At 71.9% G+C, this 14688-nt stretch carries 14 protein-coding genes; 4 read left to right on the forward strand and 10 right to left on the reverse strand.

Annotated elements, in window-relative coordinates:
- Window positions 1-6: 6 nt before the first annotated feature.
- From AB0C12_RS24430 to AB0C12_RS24455, 6 genes are all read right to left on the reverse strand, one after another.
- Window positions 7-939, reverse strand: a complete 933-nt coding sequence (locus tag AB0C12_RS24430; RefSeq protein ID WP_360551576.1) for a discoidin domain-containing protein — start codon at window positions 937-939, stop codon at window positions 7-9.
- Window positions 940-1010: 71 nt separating this feature from the next.
- On the reverse strand, window positions 1011-1955 hold the full coding sequence (locus AB0C12_RS24435) for a zinc-binding dehydrogenase (RefSeq protein ID WP_360551578.1): 945 nt from the start codon (window positions 1953-1955) through the stop codon (window positions 1011-1013).
- On the reverse strand, window positions 1955-2314 hold the full coding sequence (locus AB0C12_RS24440) for a hypothetical protein (RefSeq protein WP_360551580.1): 360 nt from the start codon (window positions 2312-2314) through the stop codon (window positions 1955-1957). Before AB0C12_RS24440 ends, AB0C12_RS24435 begins: the two co-directional genes overlap by 1 nt.
- The gene (locus AB0C12_RS24445) at window positions 2311-3174 is read right to left on the reverse strand and encodes an extradiol ring-cleavage dioxygenase (RefSeq protein WP_360551582.1); all 864 of its coding nucleotides are present in this window, start codon (window positions 3172-3174) and stop codon (window positions 2311-2313) included. The genes AB0C12_RS24440 and AB0C12_RS24445 overlap by 4 nt, the downstream gene beginning before the upstream one ends.
- A 9-nt stretch (window positions 3175-3183) precedes the next feature.
- Window positions 3184-3963 carry a citryl-CoA lyase gene (locus AB0C12_RS24450; RefSeq protein ID WP_360551584.1) on the reverse strand — a complete coding sequence of 260 codons (780 nt, stop codon included), beginning with the start codon at window positions 3961-3963 and terminating at the stop codon, window positions 3184-3186.
- Window positions 3945-5069: a CoA transferase gene (locus AB0C12_RS24455; protein WP_360551586.1), complete on the reverse strand. Its 1125-nt coding sequence runs from the start codon at window positions 5067-5069 to the stop codon at window positions 3945-3947. Before AB0C12_RS24455 ends, AB0C12_RS24450 begins: the two co-directional genes overlap by 19 nt.
- A gap of 192 nt (window positions 5070-5261) precedes the next feature.
- Between AB0C12_RS24455 and AB0C12_RS24460 the strand changes: the two genes are divergently transcribed.
- The 4 genes from AB0C12_RS24460 to AB0C12_RS24475 all read left to right on the forward strand — a co-directional run bounded on the left by AB0C12_RS24460 (window position 5262) and on the right by AB0C12_RS24475 (window position 9305).
- Window positions 5262-6692 carry an amidohydrolase family protein gene (locus AB0C12_RS24460; RefSeq protein ID WP_360551588.1) on the forward strand — a complete coding sequence of 477 codons (1431 nt, stop codon included), beginning with the start codon at window positions 5262-5264 and terminating at the stop codon, window positions 6690-6692.
- Between the two features lie 29 nt (window positions 6693-6721).
- A complete protein-coding gene (locus tag AB0C12_RS24465; RefSeq protein WP_360551590.1) occupies window positions 6722-7519 on the forward strand; it encodes an IclR family transcriptional regulator C-terminal domain-containing protein in 798 nt (265 codons plus the stop codon).
- 70 nt (window positions 7520-7589) lie between these two features.
- Window positions 7590-8201, forward strand: coding sequence for a GNAT family N-acetyltransferase (locus tag AB0C12_RS24470; RefSeq protein ID WP_360551592.1), 612 nt, complete (start codon window positions 7590-7592; stop codon window positions 8199-8201).
- A 12-nt stretch (window positions 8202-8213) separates the two neighbouring features.
- Entirely contained in the window at window positions 8214-9305 is a 1092-nt protein-coding gene (locus AB0C12_RS24475) for a crosslink repair DNA glycosylase YcaQ family protein (RefSeq protein ID WP_360551594.1), read from the forward strand.
- 130 nt (window positions 9306-9435) lie between these two features.
- On the opposite strand, the gene AB0C12_RS24480 is transcribed toward AB0C12_RS24475, so the two are convergent.
- The 4 genes from AB0C12_RS24480 to AB0C12_RS24495 form a co-directional block, all read right to left on the reverse strand.
- Window positions 9436-9735, reverse strand: a complete 300-nt coding sequence (locus tag AB0C12_RS24480) for a DUF3040 domain-containing protein (RefSeq protein ID WP_360551596.1) — start codon at window positions 9733-9735, stop codon at window positions 9436-9438.
- 95 nt (window positions 9736-9830) lie between these two features.
- A complete protein-coding gene (locus AB0C12_RS24485) occupies window positions 9831-11111 on the reverse strand; it encodes a bifunctional glycosyltransferase family 2/GtrA family protein (RefSeq protein WP_360551598.1) in 1281 nt (426 codons plus the stop codon).
- Window positions 11112-11245: 134 nt separating this feature from the next.
- Window positions 11246-13414 (reverse strand): glycosyltransferase family 39 protein, encoded by a 2169-nt coding sequence (locus tag AB0C12_RS24490; RefSeq protein ID WP_360551600.1) that lies wholly within the window; start codon window positions 13412-13414, stop codon window positions 11246-11248.
- 98 nt (window positions 13415-13512) lie between these two features.
- A complete protein-coding gene (locus AB0C12_RS24495) occupies window positions 13513-14574 on the reverse strand; it encodes a 3-deoxy-7-phosphoheptulonate synthase (protein WP_360551602.1) in 1062 nt (353 codons plus the stop codon).
- Between the last annotated feature and the right edge of the window lie 114 nt (window positions 14575-14688).

The raw sequence follows: 14688 nt of genomic DNA on the forward strand, positions 1-14688 counted from the left end.
CGCCGGTCAGCGCACCTCGATCTCCAGCAGCGAGTAGCCGTAGTCGGTCGAGCGCGCGGTGCCGTACATGCGGATCAGCCGGGCCGGGAGCTTCGGCACCCGCACGGTCACGTCACCGCCCGCGCTGTCGGTGGTGCTGAAGACCTGCTTCCACTTCCGGCCGTCGGTCGACAACTCCACCCGGTACGCGGTGGCGTGCGCGTTCTCCCAGCGCAGCAGCACCTCACTGATCTCCCAGCTCTTGCCGAGGTCCACTGTGAGCCACTGCGGGTCGCTGAAACCGCTGCTCCACCGGGTCGTGGTGTCGTTGTCGATCGCGTACGCGGGCCCCCACGACGATCGCTCGACGCTGGAGGCCGTGGCCCGCGAGCCGAGGGCCAGGTTGCGGCCGGTGGTGTTGACCGCGGCTGTGGGCTTCCCGGCCGGCTTGGCGGGGCGGCTCACGGCGGGCGATCCGCCGGAGGAGGCCGGCTCACCGGCCGAGGCCGAACCGGCCGAGGCGGCCGATCCGGTGGTCGCCTTGTCGCTGCCGACCCCGGCGGATGCCGCCGAGCCCGGTGCGGTGATCCGCATGGTGGGAGCAACGGCCGGCGGAAGCCCGGGCGCGGCTTGCGGCGCCGGTGGATCGGCGCGATCGTGCGACCACCACAGCGCGCCGGCCACCAGGACCAGGACAGCGGCGGCCGCGGGCAGGATCCATGACCTCGGCCGGCGTGGTGGGACGACTTCGGCGGCCACCGGCTGAGGCTGCGGGGCCGGTGCGGGGACCACGCGGGGCGGCCGGAAGCCGGTGGCCCGGGCCAGGGGAGTGCGGGTCCCGGTCCGCGGGCCGGGCGCGGGCCGGTCGAGGGCGAAGGTGCCGGGGTGCGGGCCGGCGAACGGAATCCTTGTCGGCAGCTCGGGGCGGTCGCCGGGTCGCTGCTCGGCAGGCTTCGCCATCGTGGGCCTTCCTCCACGGGGACGCGCCTGACCGGAGAGTCCCGAGCGACCCACCTTAGTGGAGCCCGCAATCAGGGGATGACGACCATCCGGCGGTCGGTGCGGGGCCAGGCCGTGGTGACGTCGCTCAGCCGTACCGTTTCGTGGTCGGCCGTCAGGCGGCCGGCCGCCGCGTGCGCGGCGATCAGGGTGAGGGCCGCCGACCTTTGCGCCGGGGTCAGCTCGTTGTTGGTGTAGCCGAGAATGCGCAGCGATCCGGCGCGCAGCGTCGCCGAGTCCAGCGGCGCGGTCTCGCCCGCCGCACTGCCCAGGTTGACCAGCCGGCCGCCGGGCCGCAGCGTCCGCAGGGCGGCCGCCGCGGGGACCCCGAACAGCGGATCCAGAACCAGATCGACCGGGCCGTCCGTGGCCGACCTCAGCCGGGCCGCCAGCTGGGCGACATCGTCGCCGTCCTTCAGCGGTACGACCTCAGCCGCCCCCGCTTGCGCAGCCCGTTGCCGTGCGGCTCGGGAACGGGCGGCCGCGGTCACCCGGCCGGCGCCGGCCAGCAGGGCCAGCTGTACGGCGGCCTGTCCGACCACACCGCCTGCGCCCAGCACCAGCACGTGCTCGCCCGATTGCAGCTCACCGCGCCACGTCAGGGCCATCTGCGCAGCCACCGCCGACAGCCCGAGTGCCGCGATCAGCCGGTGATCGACGTCGTCCGGCAGCTCCACGGTGTCGGCGGCGCGCACGGCTGCGTACTCGGCGAGACTGCCGTCACCGGGGCGCATGCCTGCACTCGTGGGGAACCAGACCGCGGTGCCGTCGTCGCGGGTGCCGACCCCCTGCACGCCCGGGACGTACGGGGTCGCCGGTGCGCCGAAGTACGACGTCCCGGATGCGCACAGCAGGTCGAGCGGGGTGATGGACGCTGCGGTGACCCGTACCAGGATCTCGTCCGCGGCCGGCACGGGCACCGCCCGCTCGCCGACCTCCGGGGGCGCGCCGCAGGCGTGCAGGAGCGCGGCCCGCATCACGTGGCGATGTCCGGGTACGGCATCTCGAAGTGCGCGAGCCGCGCCCCGAACGCCTTCTGGTATTCCAGCGGCCCGTGGTCGCGCTCGAACATCGCGATGAACAGGGTCAGCGTCAGGAACGGGTGGGCGCCGAGCGAGAAGAGCGTGACGTGGTCGTGGGTGGCCAGCGCCTCGCGTTCCTCGTCGGTGAAGCGCAGCCAGGTGCTGGCCTCACCGGCGTGGCAGTTCAGCACGGTGTTCGCGCACTCGGCCTCCCACCACGTCACCGTGCCGCGCGGGTCCTCGCGGTAGCGCTCGACCAGCTCTGGATCCCGGTCGACGTAGTACAGGAACTTGTCCACCAGATACTTGCTCACGCGTCCACCCCGTTCGGGTACCAGGTGAAGTACGCCTCCATGGTGTGGAACAGGTCGAGACTGTCCACGTAGTCGGCCTTCTGGCCGGCGCCGGCGACGCCCATCATCAGCATGAAGTCCATGAAGCCGTGAGTGGCGTTGCCGGGGGAGTGCAGGCTGTCCAGGGTCACCTCGGCCAGGCAGCGGTCCAGGTCACCGGTGGCGATCCACTCGACGGCCTTACGGTCGAAGTCGGGGTCCGGCCCGTGCGGCCCGAACTGGCGCGGCCCGCCCAGCTCCAGGGAGAGGTGGCCGGTGCCGATGACCGCGACCCGCAGGTGGCTGGGCCACGACTCGACGATGTCGCGGATCGTCTGCCCGAGCTGGACGAAGCGCTTCGGCTGGGGCAGCGGCGGCGCGAAGATGTTGGTGTAGATCGGCACGATCGGCAGGTCGGCCTCGGGCCGCAGCGTGATGATCGGGCAGGTGATGCTGTGGTCGATCCGCAGCTCGTTGCTGAACGCCAGGTCGAAGCCCTCGTCAAGACCGGCCCGCAGGATGTGCGCGGACAGGTCCTCGTTGCCCTTGAGCAGCATCCGCGGCAGGCCGAACTCGCGTTCCTCGTTGTAGAAGTTGGCGTCGTAGAACGGCGCCTTGCCCACCAGGAACTGCGGCATGTTGTCCAGCCAGAGCTGGTGGAAGTGGTCCGAGCCGACCATCACCAGCACGTCCGGGCGGGCCCGGGTCAGGGTCTCGCGGAACGCGGTGATCTTGCGGACCCACTCGTCCGCGAACGGCGGGCGGTCCTCGCCGGTGGCCGTACTGGCCTTGTAGTAGAAGGGGTGGTGGGTGGAGGCGATCACCGCGACGACGGTGGCCATGCCGGCTCCTTAATCCTCGTAGACGGCGTTGCGGTCGACGGTCAGATAGACGTCCATGCCGATCGGGTTGCGGCGTTCCTCGGCCAGGTGGCCGAGCAGACCGGCCGCGCGGGCCAGCAGCGCGAAGCCGCGCAGCAGATCCACGGGCAGCCCCAGGTCGGCCAGGGCGGCACCGCAGACGCCGGCCCCGTTCAGCGGCAGGGTGCGGTTGAGCACCTGCGGGTGCACCCGGCCGATGGCCTCGAACAGGCGCAGGTGCGGGCCGCGCAGGCCTTCCTCCTCCGCGATGCGGATCAGGACGGGGGTACGCGGGTCCTTCTGCTTGTGCACCGGATGCCCGAGCCCCGGCACGAACTTCTTCGCGGCGCGGGCTTCGGTGACAGCGGCCAGCGCGAGGGCGTCGAAGCCCGCGTCGTCTTCCGGTACGCCGTCACCCAGCACTCCGGCCAGGAACCGTCCACAGTCCTCGGTCACACCCAGGAAACGCGAGCCGCCACCGAGCAGACCCGCGGCCAGCGCGCCCTGCAACGACTCCGGCGCGCTCAGGTAGGTCAGGCGGGCGGCGATCGCGGTCGGGGTGAAACCGTGGTCGGCCAGCGCGACCAGCACGGCCTCGAAGACCCGGACCTCGCCCGGGGTGGGCCGGCGACCGGCCACCAGCCAGTACGCGAGCTCGCCGAAGCCGACCTTGCCCATCAGGTCGGCGGCCAGATCCTGCCCGAGCAGCCGGATCTGCGTCTCGTCCGAGGTGCCGATCGCGGTCGGGAACCTCAGTCCTTCGTCAGCCACGCGCGAATCTCCTCACCGTGTTCGTCGAGTCCGGGCGGGGGCAGCTCGTAGCTCGCCGGGGTGCCGGAGAACGTGATCGGGTTGCGGACGCCGGGGACCCCGCCGGTCTCGACCACCGGATCCAGCCCGAGCTCCGCGGCGAGCGCCACGCCGCCGTCGATCGTGTTGATCGGCGCGCAGGGCACCCCGGCCGCGAGCAGTTCGCGGAACCACTCGTCCTTGGTGCGCTTGCTGAGCCGTTCCACCAGCAGCGGGCGCAACTCCTCGCGGTTGGCCGTACGGTCCTGGTTGCGCCCGAAGCGCGGGTCGTCCGGCAGGTCGGCCAGGTCGAGCACCTGGCACAGCTTGCGGAACTGGCCGTCGTTGCCGGCGATGACGATGAGCTCGCCGTCGGCCGTGGGCAGCGGCTCGTACGGGAACAGGCTCGGGTGCGCGTTGCCCATCCGGAAGGGGACCGTGCCCCCGGCGACGTACGCGCTGGAGTGGTTGACCAGCCCGGACAGCGCGGAGGAGAGCAGGTTGACCTCGACGTGCTGGCCGGTGCCGGTGGCCCCGCGGTGGTGCAGCGCGGCCAGGATGCCGATGCTCGCGTGCAGCCCGGCCATCACGTCGAAGACCGAGATGCCGGCCCGGTACGGCGAGCCGTCGGGGTCCCCGGTCAGGCTCATGAGCCCGGAGATCGCCTGCACCATCAGGTCGTAACCCGGGTAGTTCGCGCCCGCGCCGGTGCCGAAGCCGCTGATCGACGCGTAGATGATCTTCTCGTTGCCGGTCGCGACCGTGTCGTAGTCCAGCCCGAAGCGCTTGAGCCCGCCCGGCCGGAAGTTCTCGATCATCACGTCGGCCCGGCCGGCCAGGCGTTGCGCCACGTCGAGGTCCTCGGGCTTCTTCAGGTCCAGGGCGATCGAGCGCTTGTTGCGGTTGATGCCCAGGTAGTACGTCGAGACGCCGTCGCGCACCGGGGGCATCCAGGTGCGGGTGTCGTCGCCGGCCGGGCCCTCGACCTTGATCACCTGGGCGCCGAGGTCGGCGAGCAGCATGGTCGCGTACGGACCGGCGAGGATCCGGGAGAAGTCCGCGACGAGCAGTCCGCTGAGGGGTCCCATGTGCCGCCTTTCCGAGGTCTGACCGCTAGGCGGACAAGCGTCCGCGCAACCGCCAGTCTCGACTCGGAGGCGCTGGGCTGTCAACCGTCACCGCGCCGAAACATGCCCTTGACAGTGCTGGTGAGCCGCAACACACTGGCGCCGAGGCAGTGACCGTCAGACGGACGCCTGTCCGGAGGGAGTTGACCGGGAATGACCGACAGTGTTCTGTTCCGCAACGGCACCGTGCTGACGATGGACGATCGGCACACCGTGCTGCCGAACGCCGACGTGCTGGTGATCGATCAGCGCATCGCCGAGGTCGGGGTCGGACTCACCGCCCCCGAGGGCGCCACGGTGATCGACGCGACCGGCGGCATCCTGATGCCCGGCATGATCGACACCCACCGGCACATGTGGCAGACGGCGATGCGGGGCTACGGCGCCGACTGGACCCTCACCCAGTACTTCGTCTGGTACTACCTGGAGTCCGGCAAGCTGTTCCGCCCCGAGGACATCCACGCGGGCAACCTGCTGTCCGCCCTGGAGGCGCTCGACGCGGGCGTCACGACGACCGTGGACTGGTCGCACGGCCTGCAGACGGTCGAGCACGCGGACGCCGCGGTCGACGCGCTGCAGGCGGTGCCCGGGCGGTTCGTGCTCGCGTACGGCAACATCCAGCAGGGCCCGTGGGAGTGGTCCGCGACTCCGGAGTTCCGCGACTTCGTGAGCCGGCGGTTCACCTCGGGCGACGACATGCTCGGCTTCCAGATGGCGTTCGACGTCACCGGCGACCCCGCCTTCCCGGAGAAGGCGGCCTTCGAGGTGGCCCGCGAGCTGGGCGTGCCGGTGACCACGCACGCCGGGGTCTGGGGCGCGACCAACGACGACGGCATCCGGCTCATGCACGAGCACGGCTTCATGACCCCGCAGACCATCTACGTGCACTCGGCGACGCTCAACCAGGACTCGTACCACCGGATCGCCGCCACCGGCGGCTCGGTCTCCGTCGCCACCGAGAGCGAGCAGAGCGCCGGTCAGGGCTACCCGCCCACCTGGGCCCTGCGCGATCACGGCATTCCGGTGTCGCTGTCCCAGGACACCAGCGTCTGGTGGAGCGCCGACCTGTTCTCCGCGATGCGCACCACGCTGGGCGCGGACCGCTCCCGGGAGCACATGGAGGCCCACCGGAAGGCCGAGACAGTGACCCACCTGCACCTGCGCGCCGAGCAGGTCGTCGACTGGGCCACTCGCGGCGGCAGCAAGGCCCTCGGGATGGACTCGGTCGTCGGCAGCCTGGAACCGGGCAAGAAGGCCGACGTGGTGCTGCTCAAGAACGACGACTCGCCGGCGATGTTCCCGATCCTCAACCCGTACGGTCACGTGGCCTTCCAGGCGCAGCGCGGCGACGTGCACACCGTGCTGGTCAACGGCCGGATCGTCAAGCAGGATCACAAACTGGTCGGCGCCGACCTGGCCGCCGCCCGGGAGAAGATCGGCCGGACCGTCGAGTACCTGCGGGCCACGCTGGGCGAGGAGGCCTGGACCCGCGGAATGAACCCGGACGTGCCCGAGACGAAGGTGGGGGAGAACCCGTACCAGTACACCGAGTGGGACGCCGGCTCGGCGCAGTGGAAGCATTAGCCGGTCGGATCATCACGGGAGGGGGCTCGATGGCACGGGAGACCGGTCCTGACTTCATCGAGGCCCTCGCCCGCGGGCTGGACGTGGTGCGCAGCTTCCGGCCGGGCCGCCGGGTGTCGACGCTGAGCGAGATCGCCGCCGACACCGGACTGGCCCGGCCGACCGTGCGCCGGATCCTGCTGACGCTCACCGAGCTGGGCTACGTACGGGCCGTCGAGCGCGGATACACGCTGACCCCGCGGGTGCTCGAGCTCGGCATGGCGTACGTGAACTCGCTGGACATGTGGGATGTGGCCCGCCCGCACATGGAACGCCTGGTCGCACTGACCGGCGAGTCCACCTCGATGGCCCAGCTCGACGGCTCCGACATCGTGTACGTGGCCCGGGTCGCGGTGCCCAAGATCGTCACGCTGGCCGTGTCGATCGGCACCCGGTTCCCGGCCGCCGCCACCTCGATGGGCAAGGTGCTGCTGGCCGCGCTGGAGCCCGCCCAGCTGGAGAAGGTGCTGGCGGAGCCGGGCCGGTCCGGCATCAACGCCCGCTGGCAGCCGGACCGCGCGGCGCTGGACGCCACCCTGCGCGAGGTGCGCGCCAAGGGCTGGGCGCTGGCCGACCAGGACCTTGCCCTGGGCATCCGGTCGATCGCCGCCGGCGTCCGCAACGGCGACGGCAAGGTGGTCGCCGCGCTCAACGTCACCGTGCACGCGGCGGAGACGTCTGTCGATAAATTGACAGCCGAGTATCTGCCGTTGCTGCTGCATGCGGCCGCAGACATAAGCCACGACTGGTCTTTGCTGGATACCGCGCCGATGGTGGTCCGGAGCTGACGAGCGCGACCCGGCTTTCTTAAGGCTCCCCTACTGGCAGGAACCGGTCGCTTACGGGCAGGATCGGCGCATGACGACCGCCGGCCGCCTGCCATACCCGATCGCCCTCACCGGAGACGGCATCTCGCTGCGCGAATGGCGGGACGAGGACCTCGACGATCTGGTGCGGCTGCTCGACGAGCCCGAGATCGCGCGCTGGACGCCGATGCCGTCCCCGTTCGACCTCGAAGCCGGCGTCGCGTACCTGAAACGGGCCCGGCAGAGCCGGGCCAGCGGCCAGCGCATCCAACTGGCGATCACCGTCGACGGCACCCGCCCGGTCGGCGAGGTGCTGCTCTTCGGCGTCGACGCCGGCGTACGCGAGGCCGAGCTGGGCTACCTGATCGGCGCCGCCCACCGCCGGCGCGGCCTGGCGTCCACCGCCCTCTCCCTGCTTTCCTCCTACGCCCGCAGCACCCTGGGCCTGAGCCGCCTGGTGCTGCGCATCGACCCGGCCAACACGGCGAGCTGTGCCGTGGCCCGGCGCTGCGGCTACCGGCTCACCGGCGAAGCACCCATCCTCCAGGAGGGCCCGTACGGCCCGAGCAGCCTCGACACCTGGGAACTGGTCTCGGCCGGCGGCGGCACGCGCCTGGAACGACTGAGAAATGTCGCAGCCCGGCGCTACGGTCGACGCGGGTGAAAGGTGGTTCCCATGGACGTGGACCGCAGACGGGTGATGGCCTACCGGGTGGCCGCGCTGGGCCTCGCCGAGCGGGGCCGGAAGCGCCCCGGTGACCTGCCCGTGCTCGACCTCGGCGTGCAGGAATACACGCCCGGCTCGGTGCAGGTGGCGCTGGCGGCCCGCACCGACGCCGAGCTCGCCGACGACCGCCTCCTGATGGTGTGGGCGGCCCGCGGTGCCCCGCACCTGCACCGCCGCAAGGATCTCAAGTCACTGGTCAAGGCGCTCTGGCCGGTCAGCGACGCCGACGCGGCGGCCCGGATCAAGAGCGGTCAGATCCCCGAGGGCGGCAAACTCGGCATCCGGGCCTTCACCGTGACCGCGCAGGCGTTCCGCGACGTGGTGCACTCCTCGATGCCCCGCGGCGAGGTCAGCACCCAGGTCAGCGCACGGGTGCCGGCGGAGCTGACCTACGACTGCCGCAGCTGCGCGGCCCGGCACATCGCCGGCAACGTCTGGCAGCACTCCGGGCTGGCCGGGGGCGTCCAGGTCGAGTCCCGCGGCAAGGACGCGACGCTCGGCCCGATCCGCGACGCCCCGCCGCTGCCGACGGAAAACGCGGGGATCGAGGCGCTGATCACGACCTATCTGCGGTTGCTGGGGCCGGCGACGCCGCTGGAGCTGGGCAAATATCTCGGCAGCTCCACGGCGGAGATGAAGAAGGTCTGGCCCGACGACGTGGCCGAGGTGCGGATCGACGGCCGCAAGGCCTGGTTGCCGCACGGGGCGGTGGCGGAGCTGGCCGCGGCCGAGCCGGTGCCGGGGGTGCGGCTGTTGCCGGCGATGGATCCGCTGTTGCAGGCCCGCGACCGGGACGTGCTGGTGCCGGATCGGGCGCGGCAGAAGGAGATCTGGAAGCTGCTGGGCAACCCGGGCGTGCTGCTGATCGACGGTGAGATCGCCGGGGTGTGGCGGGCGAAGATGGCCGGCAAGAAGCGGGTGGATCTCTCGGTGACGGCTTTCGACGGGCTGTCCGCGAAGGTGCGCAAGGCGGTGGAGGAGGAGGCGGCTGTGGTGGCCCGGGGCCGGGAGGCGGCCGAGGCCACGGTCAGCTTCGGCTGAGTCGGACCGCCGGCCGCGCGGTCCGGCAGCGCGGTGTTCCGGGAACCCGGCGGCGTGGCGGCGCGGCGGTCCTGGTCTCGGCCGCTCGGCGGCCGGCGGGGCTGGCCGCGGGAGATTCAGCTGGTTGCGGTTACCAAGTTGACGGGGGCAGGTCGGGGTGGGTTGTGTCGCGGCCGGGACGGCAGCGGTAGGCCAGCGCCGCGACGATCACCGTGCCCCAGACGGCTGCGACCGCCGCCGCGCCCCACCAGCCGAAGATGGCCAGGGTCAGGGCCGCGGCCCAGATCACCACGCCGGTCAGCACCAGCGACAGCGGCATGCGCCGGCGGGCGGGCAGGTCGCCGCGCATCCGGGCGCAGAAGTCCGGGTCGTCCCGGCGGAGCTGGCGTTCCAGCTGCGCCAGCCTGCGGCTGTCTTCCTTGCTGAGCATGTCGCCACCTCCGGCGGGGCCCGGACTGAAAGGCACATCGACCGGGGCCGTTGGCGACCCCGGTCCCTGCCATTGTTACCCGCCGGTCATCGAATTCATACAGTCGAGGCCCTTGCGTTCATGCCGGGTTCATGGGCGGTTGCCGGGCTCGCCGGCATCGGCTGCGCGGCGCGGAAGACCCAGATCCGCATGAGCAGGAAACGCACCCCGGTGGCGACCAGGTTGGCCGTCACCAGCACGCCCAGTTCCACCGTGGTCGGTGGGTCGCTGACGGCGTGCAGCAGGGCCAGCGAGCCACTGGTCAGGCCCAGCCCGACGGCGAAGACGACCAGCCCTTGGGCCTGGTGACGCCAGGCGCCGTCGTGGCCGCGTACCCGGAAAGTGAGCCGCCGGTTGGCCGCCGTGTTCGCCACCGCCGTCACCAGCAGCGCGACCAGGTTGGCCGCCTGCGGGCCGGCGCCGGTGCGCAGCAGCGCGTAGAGCAGCAGGTAGGCCAGCGTGCTGGCCACCCCCACCGCGGCGAAGCGCAGCAGCTGGCCGGTGAGGCCGGCCGGCACCCCGGCGACCGGCAGCGGATTGCGGCCCAGTTGCTCCCGCAGCGCGCCCAGCGGCAGCCGGCCGGTGCCGAGTGCCCGGGTCAGCCGGGCGATGCCGCGCAGGTCCGCCAGCGCCGTGGCCACGATGTCCACCCGGCTGTCCGGATCGTCGACCCAGTCCACCGGCACCTCGTGGATGCGCAGCCCGGCGCGTTCGGCCAGCACCAGCAGTTCCGTGTCGAAGAACCAGCCGGTGTCCTCGACCATCGGCAGCAACCGGGCGGCCACGTCCGCGCGGATCGCCTTGAAGCCGCACTGCGCGTCGGAGAAGCGGGCCGCCAGGGTGCCGCGCAGGATCAGGTTGTAGGTGCGGGAGATGAACTCGCGCTTGGCGCCGCGGACGACCCGGGAGCCGCGGGCCAGCCGGGAGCCGATGGCCAGGTCGGAGTGGCCGGAGATCAGCGGGGCGACCAGCGGCAGCAGTGCGCCGAGGTCGGTCGACAGGTCCACGTCCATGTAGGCCAGTACGGCCGCGTCGGAGTGGGTCCACACGAATTTCAACGCCCGGCCGCGGCCCTTCTCGCTCAGGTGCACCGCGGTGACGCCGGGCAGCACCTCGGCGAGGCGGTCGGCCACCTCGGCGGTGGAGTCGGTGCTGGCATTGTCCGCGATGGTGATCCGGAAGCGGTACGGAAACCCGTCCCGCAGGTACGCGTGCAGCCGGCGTACGCACGGCTCGAGGTCGATCTCCTCGTTGTGGACCGGGACGACCACGTCGAGCACCGGCGCAACGGCCCGCACCTGGTCGTCGGCGTACGAGGGCAGCGTGGAAAGGCTCATGCCACCAAGGTCGGCTCCCCGGCTTTGCCCGGATTGTGGCGAACCTGTGGCGGCCCTATGAGTTCTGTGGCTGGCGGTGACACGCCGGCCGGGCGGCCCCCGGCGTGGAGGGCCGCCCGTGGTCCGGTCGTCAGCTACCGGGTGGTGAGGTCGTAGAGGGTCACTCCGTCGACGGTCCGGCTGGTGAAGTTCGCGCTGACCCACTCGGCGATCTGCGAGCCGGCGTTGCTGCCGCCCGAGCTGGTGCCACCCCGGCCGCCGAAGCCACCGCCGCCGATGAAGTAATGGATCTTTCCTTGGGCGACGTACTGCTGGAACTGGGCCAGCGTGGGGGACGGGTCGCTGCCGTTGAAGCCACCGATCGCCATCACCGGATCGCCGGTGGCCAGCTGATAACCGGAGGCGCTCTGCGAGCCGACCGCGGCGGCGACCCAGGTGTACTGGTCGGCGTCGGTGTCCAGCAGCGACTTCATCTCGTCGCTGACCGTGGCGGCGTTCAACAACCCGCCCATGCCGCCACCACCGCGCACACCGCCGCCGTTCGTCGCCCCGCCGGGAGCGGTGCCGCCTTGAGCGGTGCCGCCTTGAGCGGTGCCGCCTTGAGTGGTGCCGCCTTGAGTGGTGCCGCCTTGAGTGGTGCCGCCCGGCGGCGTGCCACCGCCCGGGAAACCGCCACCCGGAAAGCCGCCGCCCGGGAAACCGCCACCGGGGAAGCCGCCGCGCTGACCGCGGCCACCAGCACCGCCGGGACCACCGCCGCCCGGGCCGCCGCGACCACCGAAGCCGCCGCCCTGAGAAGCCGGGCCGGCCGACGGAATCGAGCCGGTATGCGGCGTAGCGGCCGTCTGCACCGCGTACGCGGCCGGCCCGGCCAGCACAGCGGCCAGGGCGAGACCCGCGATGACCAGGGCCAGCCGAGCCGGCAACCGCAGCCCGGCCAGCATGCCCAACGCCGCCACGATGCCGCCGGCCAGCACCACCCAGCGCAGCCAGGGCACGAAGTCGGCGCTGCGGCCGAGCAGGTGGAAGGACCACCAGGCGCTCACCGCGATCGCCGCCGCCAGGGTCAGCGCCGCGAAGATGTTGTTCCGGCGCCGCCACAGCAACACCGAGCCGATGCCGATCACCGCGCCGATCGCCGGGGCCAGCGCCACCGTGTAGTACGCGTGGAAGATGCCCTGCATGAAGCTGAAGACGCCCGCGGTGATGACCAGCCACGAGCCCCACAGGATCAGCCCGGCCCGCAACCGGTCGGTACGCGCCGCGCGCATTGTCAGCACCAGCCCGGCGACCAGCACGATCAGTGCCGCCGGCAGCAGCCACGAGACCTGGCCACCCTGCGCGCTGTCGAACATGCGCAGCAGCCCGGACTCACCCCACATGCCGCCACCGACGCTGCCGGTCTCCTCGCCGTTGAGCCGGCCCAGACCGTTGTAGCCCAGGGTCAGTTCCAGCAGGCTGTTGTTCTGCGAACCGCCGATGTACGGCCGCATCGACGCCGGCACCAGCTCGACGATCGCGATGTACCAGCCGGCCGAGACGACCACCGCCAGCCCGGCGAGCAGCAGCTGACCGATCCGCCGGCCCAGCTTCGGCGGGCCGGCGAACAGGTACGCCAGCGCGTACGCGGGCACGACCAGCAGCGCCTGCAGCATCTTGGTGAGGAAGCCGAAGCCGACGAACACCCCGGCCAGCACCAGCCACTTCGTGGAACCGTTCTCGATGGCCCGGACGGTCGCGTAGGCGCCGGCCACCATCAGCAGCACGAGCAGGGCGTCCGGGTTGTTGAACCGGAACATCAGCACGGCGACCGGGGTCAGCGCCGACCCGGCTCCGGCGAGCAGGCCCGCGGCCGGGCCGTACCAGCGGCGGACCGTGGTGAACAGCAGGCCGGCTGTCGCGACACCCATCAGCGCCTGCGGCACCAGGATGCTCCACGAGCTGAGTCCGAAGATCCGGACCGACAGCGCCATGATCCACAGTGCACCCGGGGTCTTGTCGACGGTGATCGAGTTCGCCGCGTCGGACGAGCCGTAGAAGAACGCCTTCCAGCTCTCCGAGCCGGCCTGCACGGCCGCCGAGTAGAACGCGTTGCCCCAGCCGGAGGCGCCCAGTCCCCAGAGGTAGAGGACGCCGGTGAGCAACAGCAGGGCGAGCAGCGCGGGCCGTACCCAGGGGGCGTCGTCCGCGCGGCCGCGCAAGAACGCCGACCAGCGGGACCGGGGACGATCCGGCGGTGGAGGCGCGGCCGGCGGTGGGCCGGCCGGCGACACCATCGGCGGTACGGGCAACGTCGAGGTCATCGGGGTTCCTTCGAGAGGCAGGCGGAAGCTCTGACCTCGTCACTGTCTTCCGCCTGCCTGTCGGCCCCTTATGCCCATCCTGTGGGCCGCCTGTGGGATCAGCCGGCGCGTCGTTTCGCCGCTGCGGTCGCGAGCCGGTCCAGCACCCCGACGGTCGGCTCCCAGCCCATGCACGCGTCCGTGACGCTCTGCCCGTACGCCAGCTCGCCGCCCAGGTCCTGCCGTCCCGGGATCAGGAAGCTCTCCAGCATCACGCCCTTGATGCCCTGCTGGCCGGCCTCCAGCTGGCCGGCCACGTCGTCGGCGACGATCGGCTGGCGCAGGTGGTCCTTGTTGCTGTTGCCGTGCGAGCAGTCGACGATGAGCCGCTCCGGCAGCCCGGCGGCGCGCAGCTGGCCGAGCGCGGCGTTGACGTCGGCGGCGCTGTAGTTCGGGCCTTTGCCGCCGCGCAGCACCAGGTGGCAGTCCGGGTTTCCGGTGGTGTGCATGATCGCGGGGGTGCCGGAGACGTCGATGCCGGGGAACACGTGCTGGGCCGCGGCCGCGTTGATCGCGTCGATGGCGGTGGCGATGCTGCCGTCGGGCCGGTTCTTCATGCCGATCGGCATGGACAGGCCGGAGGCGAGCTGCCGGTGCACCTGCGATTCCACCGTACGGGCACCGATCGCACCCCAGGCCACGGTGTCGGCGATGTACTGCGGGGTGATCGGGTCGAGGAACTCCACGCCGACCGGCAGGCCCCGGCCCAGCACCTCGAGCAGCAGCGCCCGGGCGACCCGCAGGCCCTTGCCGACGTCGCCGGTGCCGTCGAGTCCCGGGTCGTTGATGAGGCCCTTCCAGCCCACGGTCGAGCGCGGCTTCTCGAAGTACACCCGCATCACGATCAGCAGGTCGTCGGCGAGCCGGGCGGCCTCGCCGCGCAGCCGGTCGGCGTACTCCGTGGCGGCGACGGGGTCGTGCACGGAGCACGGGCCGACGACGACGAGCAGGCGCGGATCTCGGCCGTCGAGCACGGCCTCCACCTGCCGGCGGCTGTCCAGCACGGTCGCCGACAACTCGTGGGTCAGCGGCAGCTCGTGATGCAGCAGCGCGGGGCTCATCAGCGGCACGACGGTCTCGATGCGCTGGTCGCTGACCCGCTGCACCTCGGGGATGGTCACGGCTGTCTTCTCCTCCGCCGGGACCGGGGGCCGGCAGCCCCGGGGTGACCGGCATTCGTGCAAACGAAAAGGCAGCGACGAATGTCGCTGCCTCGGCCGGCCCTACGGGGTGTC

The sequence above is a fragment of the Actinoplanes sp. NPDC048967 genome (assembly GCF_040649415.1).
Classification (GTDB): domain Bacteria; phylum Actinomycetota; class Actinomycetes; order Mycobacteriales; family Micromonosporaceae; genus Actinoplanes.

Excerpts from the sequence above, each read along its gene's own strand:
- AB0C12_RS24480 (WP_360551596.1), bottom strand. The coding sequence starts at position 9,735 with ATGCTCAGCAAGGAAGACAGCCGCAGGCTGGCGCAGCTGGAACGCCAG.
- AB0C12_RS24490 (WP_360551600.1), bottom strand. The coding sequence starts at position 13,414 with ATGACCTCGACGTTGCCCGTACCGCCGATGGTGTCGCCGGCCGGCCCA.
- AB0C12_RS24445 (WP_360551582.1), bottom strand. The coding sequence starts at position 3,174 with ATGGCCACCGTCGTCGCGGTGATCGCCTCCACCCACCACCCCTTCTAC.
- AB0C12_RS24475 (WP_360551594.1), top strand. The coding sequence starts at position 8,214 with ATGGACGTGGACCGCAGACGGGTGATGGCCTACCGGGTGGCCGCGCTG.
- AB0C12_RS24470 (WP_360551592.1), top strand. The coding sequence starts at position 7,590 with ATGACGACCGCCGGCCGCCTGCCATACCCGATCGCCCTCACCGGAGAC.
- AB0C12_RS24430 (WP_360551576.1), bottom strand. The coding sequence starts at position 939 with ATGGCGAAGCCTGCCGAGCAGCGACCCGGCGACCGCCCCGAGCTGCCG.
- AB0C12_RS24460 (WP_360551588.1), top strand. The coding sequence starts at position 5,262 with ATGACCGACAGTGTTCTGTTCCGCAACGGCACCGTGCTGACGATGGAC.
- AB0C12_RS24465 (WP_360551590.1), top strand. The coding sequence starts at position 6,722 with ATGGCACGGGAGACCGGTCCTGACTTCATCGAGGCCCTCGCCCGCGGG.
- AB0C12_RS24435 (WP_360551578.1), bottom strand. The coding sequence starts at position 1,955 with ATGCGGGCCGCGCTCCTGCACGCCTGCGGCGCGCCCCCGGAGGTCGGC.
- AB0C12_RS24485 (WP_360551598.1), bottom strand. The coding sequence starts at position 11,111 with ATGAGCCTTTCCACGCTGCCCTCGTACGCCGACGACCAGGTGCGGGCC.
- AB0C12_RS24455 (WP_360551586.1), bottom strand. The coding sequence starts at position 5,069 with ATGGGACCCCTCAGCGGACTGCTCGTCGCGGACTTCTCCCGGATCCTC.